Genomic DNA, 4,509 nt, shown 5'->3' with positions numbered 1-4,509 from the left:
GTCGGAACCTTCCAGGTACAGATCGGCCACAGGGCCATCGGCATGCGCCAGCTCGGCGTGGGAGCCGCGCAGCACGTGCCAGTGAGTGGTGCCGGAGTCGAACCAAACGTCCAGGGTGTCGCGGCTCTTGTCGTACTGATCGGCCTCGGCGCCGAGCAGCTCGGCAGGGTCGAGCTTGAACCAGGCTTCGATGCCTTCCTGTTCGACGCGTTTGGCGACCTCTTCCATCAGCTCGACGGTGCGCGGGTGCAGCTCGCCGCTTTCCTTATGAGTGAAGAACGGGATCGGCACGCCCCAGTTACGCTGACGCGAGATGCACCAGTCCGGGCGCCCGGCGATCATGCTGTGCAGACGCGCCTGGCCCCAGGCCGGGACGAATTTGGTTTGCTCGATGGCAGCCAGCGAGCGCTCACGCAGGGTGCCGCCCTCTTTTGGCTGACTGTCCATGCCCACGAACCACTGCGCGGTGGCGCGGTAGATCAGCGGCGTCTTGTGGCGCCAGCAGTGCATGTAGCTGTGGCTGATAGTGGTGTGCTTGAGCAGCGCGCCCACTTCTTCGAGCTTGGCGACAATGACCGGGTTGGCCTTCCAGATGAACTGGCCGCCGAAGAACGGCAGCGAGTCGACGTACACACCGTTGCTTTGCACCGGGTTAAGGATATCGTCGTTGCTCATGCCGTAGGCTTTGCAGGTGCGGAAGTCGTCCTCACCGTAGGCCGGCGAAGAGTGGACGATGCCGGTACCGGCGCCCAGCTCGACGTATTCGGCCAGATACACCGGCGAAAAACGCTCGTAGAACGGATGACGGAAACGGATCAACTCCAGCGCTGCGCCCGGCGCGGTGGCGATCACCTGACCTTGCAGGTTGTAGCGCTGCAGGCAGCTCTCGACCATTTCCTCGGCCAGCAGCAGCAGGCGGTCGCCCACGTCCACCAGCGCGTAGGTGAATTCCGGGTGCACGTTGAGCGCCTGGTTGGCCGGGATGGTCCAGGGCGTGGTGGTCCAGATAACGATGGCGGTCGGTTTGCTCAGGCTGGCTAGGCCGAATGCAGCGGCCAACTTGTCGGCATCCTCGACCGGAAAGGCCACGTCGATGGCTTCGGACTTCTTGTCCATGTACTCGACTTCGGCCTCGGCCAGGGCCGAGCCACAGTCGAAGCAGAAGTTGACCGGCTTGAGGCCCTTGAACACGAAACCGTTCTTGACCATTTCGGCCAGCGCACGGATCTCGCCGGCCTCGTTGGCGAAGTTCATGGTCAGGTAGGGGTTGTCCCAATCGCCCAGCACACCAAGACGGATGAAGTTGGCCTTCTGCTCCTCGACCTGCTCGGCGGCATAGGCACGGCAGCGTTCACGAGTCAGGTCCGCCGGCTGGTTCTTGCCGAAGGTGGTCTCCACCTTGTGCTCGATCGGCAGGCCGTGGCAGTCCCAGCCCGGCACGTAAGGCGCGTCGAAGCCGGCCATGGTCTTGGAGCGGGTAATGATGTCCTTGAGAATCTTGTTCAGCGCATGACCGATGTGAATGCTGCCGTTGGCATAGGGCGGGCCGTCGTGCAGGACGAACTTCGGCCGACCTTCGCCAATCTTGCGCAGCTTGCTATACAGACCAATCTCGTTCCAACGCTGCAGGGTCTGCGGCTCGCGTTGCGGCAGGCCGGCCTTCATCGGGAACGGGGTATCGGGCAGGTTCAGCGTAGCTTTGTAGTCGGTCATTTCGGGCTCTTCATCAGCGGGTGGCTCTGCCAGTATTCACGGGCAGCGGCGATATCAGCGGCAATCGCCGCCTTCAAGGCCTCCAGCGAGGCGAAACGCTGCTCATCACGCAGCTTGTGGTGGAAAGCCACCGAGAGACGCCGGCCATACAGATCGCCGGCAAAATCCAGAAGGTGCACTTCCAGATGGGCGCGGCCGTCACCGGCAACGCTGGGGCGCACGCCGATATTGGCGACGCCCGGTTGAATCACGCCATCGATTTCGCAGCTCACCAGGTAAACGCCGGTCAGCGGCACCTTGCGCCGCTTGAGCTGGATGTTGGCTGTTGGCGCGTCGAGCTGACGGCCGAGCTTCTGCCCATGCAAGACCCGCCCGGCGATGCGGAACGGCCGGCCGAGCAAGGCTTCTGCCAGTGCGAAATCGCCATCGACCAGCGCCTGACGCACACGCGTGCTGCTGACGCGGCCACCCAGCACTTCCACAGTGGTCGAGGCCTCGACGCTGAAACCGTGGCGCAGGCCTGCGGCCTTGAGAAACTCGAAATCGCCGGCCCGGTCGCAGCCGAAGCGGAAGTCATCGCCGATCTCCAGATCCTTGACGCCAAGCCCGTCGACCAGCACACGCTGGACGAACTCGGCGGCCGACAACTCGCGCAGGCGGCGGTTGAAGGCCAGGCACAACACCATGTCGACGCCTTCGGCGGCCAGCAGCGCAAGTTTGTCACGCAGGCGGGTCAGGCGCGCTGGCGCAGTGTCGGGACCGAAGAACTCACGCGGTTGCGGCTCGAAGATCACCACGCAGCTGGGCACGGCCAGTTCCGCGGCGCGCTCGCGCAGACGCGCCAGGATGGCCTGGTGCCCACGATGAACGCCGTCGAAATTACCGATGGTGACCACACAGCCCCGCGCCTGGGGCTGCAGGTTATGAAGACCTCGAACCAGCTGCATAGCACGCTTCTTGTTCACAAAGTGGCCGATTATACGCACAGCAGGCCATGCACAACAGGCATCGCGACGCCTGAAACCGCTACAACGCCCGTCGGGCAAAATCGCGCGGGCGGAATCCCAATAGCAGCAGCATGCCGAAGTAGGCGACCACCCCGGCCGCCACCAGGGCGCCCAAACGCAACAGGCGCACGTACATCTCGCCTTCCGCCCAGGCCGGCATGACCTGCAGCAGCCCCAGCAACACGGCGACCATCACCGCGACTGCGACCACCAGCTTGAACAGGAACACGCCCCAGCCCGGCAACGGCCGGAAGATATCGGCGCGGCGCAGTTGCCAGTACAGCAGGCCGGCATTGAGACAGGCCGCCAGGCTGATCGCCAGCGCCAGGCCGACGTGCGCCATCTCCAGGCCGAAAACGAACAGCGCGTTCATCGCCTGGGTCGCCAGCAGGCTGACCACGGCAATCCTTACCGGCGTCTTGATGTTCTGCTGCGCATAGAAGCCCGGTGCAAGGATCTTCACCAGAATCAACGCCAACAGGCCGACCGCGTAGGCCATCAGCGCCTGCTGGGTCATCAGCGAGTCGTTGGCGGTGAACTTGCCGTACTGGAACAGCGAGACCACCAGCGGCTCGGCGAGAATCGCCAATGCCAGGGTGCAGGGCAGCACCAGCAAAAAGCACAGCCGCAGGCCCCAGTCGAGCAGGCGCTGGTATTCGTCGCGGTTCTTGCTTGCGTAGGTCTTGGAAAGCGCCGGCAACAGGATGGTGCCCAGCGCCACACCCAGTACGCCCGAAGGCAGTTCCATCAGGCGGTCGGCGTAATACATCCAGGACACCGAGCCGGCCACCAGGAAGGAGGCGAAAATGGTGTTGATGATCAGCGAAATCTGGCTGACCGACACGCCGAAGATCGCCGGCCCCATCTGCTTGAGCACACGCCAGACGCCCAGGTCGCCGAAACTCAGGCGCGGCAGCACCAGCATGCCGATCTNNGCACCGCCCAGCCCAGCGCCATGATCGGCGGATCGAAATAAGGCGTCAGGAACAATGCGAAGACAATCATGCTGACGTTCAGCAGCGTCGGCACGAACGCCGGTACAGAGAAGCGATTCCAGGTATTGAGCACAGCCCCAGCCAGCGATGACAGGGATATCAGCAATATATAAGGGAAGGTCACCCGCAGCAGGTCGACGGTCAAATCGAAGCGCTCGGCCTCGTCAGCGAACCCCGGCGCCGTGGCCCAGACGATCCAGGGCGCGGCAAGCACGCCAAGAGCCGTGACCAGCGCCAGCACCAGCGTCAGCAAACCGGAAACGTAGGCGATGAAGGTGCGCGTGGCTTCCTCGCCCTGCTGCATCTTGTACTCGGCGAGAATGGGCACGAAGGCCTGGGAGAAGGCCCCCTCGGCGAAGATGCGGCGCAACAGGTTGGGTAGCTTGAACGCCACCACGAAAGCATCGGACGCCACGCCAGCGCCGAAGGTACGGGCGATGATGGTATCGCGCACGAACCCCAGCACGCGCGAGACCATGGTCAGGGAACTGACGGCAGCCAGGGACTTGAGCAAATTCATGGGGGGTTCGGCTTCCATAAAGGGTTGCAGTAGCGGACAATCCGCCACCCAACGAAGGCGACGAGTGTAGCGAGCCACCACTGGTCAGGCCAGCACAGGAAAGCGTCATCGGACTTGACAGCAGGCAGATGGATCGGCATGATTCGCGGCCTTATTTGTCGTAACCCCCCAGTTTTCGAGGAGCTTGACGGTGGCCAACTCACCTTCTGCCAAAAAACGCGCCAAACAGGCTGAGAAGCGCCGTAGCCATAACGCCAGCCTGCGCTCGATGGTT

Annotated in this window: 2 protein-coding genes and 2 pseudogenes; 1 reads left to right on the top strand and 3 read right to left on the bottom strand. The window is 63.3% G+C overall.

Translation table 11 applies throughout. The annotated features are described in order from the left end of the window. The 3 genes and pseudogenes from B3P22_RS14340 to murJ form a co-directional block, all read right to left on the bottom strand. A partial coding sequence (locus tag B3P22_RS14340; RefSeq protein WP_296271430.1) for an isoleucine--tRNA ligase occupies nucleotides 1–1,713 on the bottom strand: 1,713 nt, incomplete at its 3' end. Next, entirely contained in the window at nucleotides 1,710–2,660 is a 951-nt protein-coding gene (ribF, locus tag B3P22_RS14335) for a bifunctional riboflavin kinase/FAD synthetase (protein ID WP_296271429.1), read from the bottom strand. The genes ribF and B3P22_RS14340, both read right to left, overlap by 4 nt. Nucleotides 2,661–2,739: 79 nt before the next feature. Beyond that, nucleotides 2,740–4,235 (bottom strand): annotated as a pseudogene (gene murJ / locus B3P22_RS14330) (murein biosynthesis integral membrane protein MurJ). A 190-nt stretch (nucleotides 4,236–4,425) separates the two neighbouring features. Between murJ and B3P22_RS14325 the strand changes: the two are divergent. Next, a pseudogene (locus B3P22_RS14325) lies at nucleotides 4,426–4,509 on the top strand (30S ribosomal protein S20); the annotation flags it as partial.

The organism is Pseudomonas sp. UBA6323, assembly GCF_002439135.1.
GTDB lineage: Bacteria > Pseudomonadota > Gammaproteobacteria > Pseudomonadales > Pseudomonadaceae > Aquipseudomonas.
Note: the sequence above shows the minus strand (reverse complement) of the source record. Positions and strands in the feature narration are given on the sequence as shown.

Bases quoted from the DNA above. Each gene is read 5' to 3' on its own strand.
- ribF (WP_296271429.1), bottom strand. From the start codon at position 2,660: ATGCAGCTGGTTCGAGGTCTTCATAACCTGCAGCCCCAGGCGCGGGGC.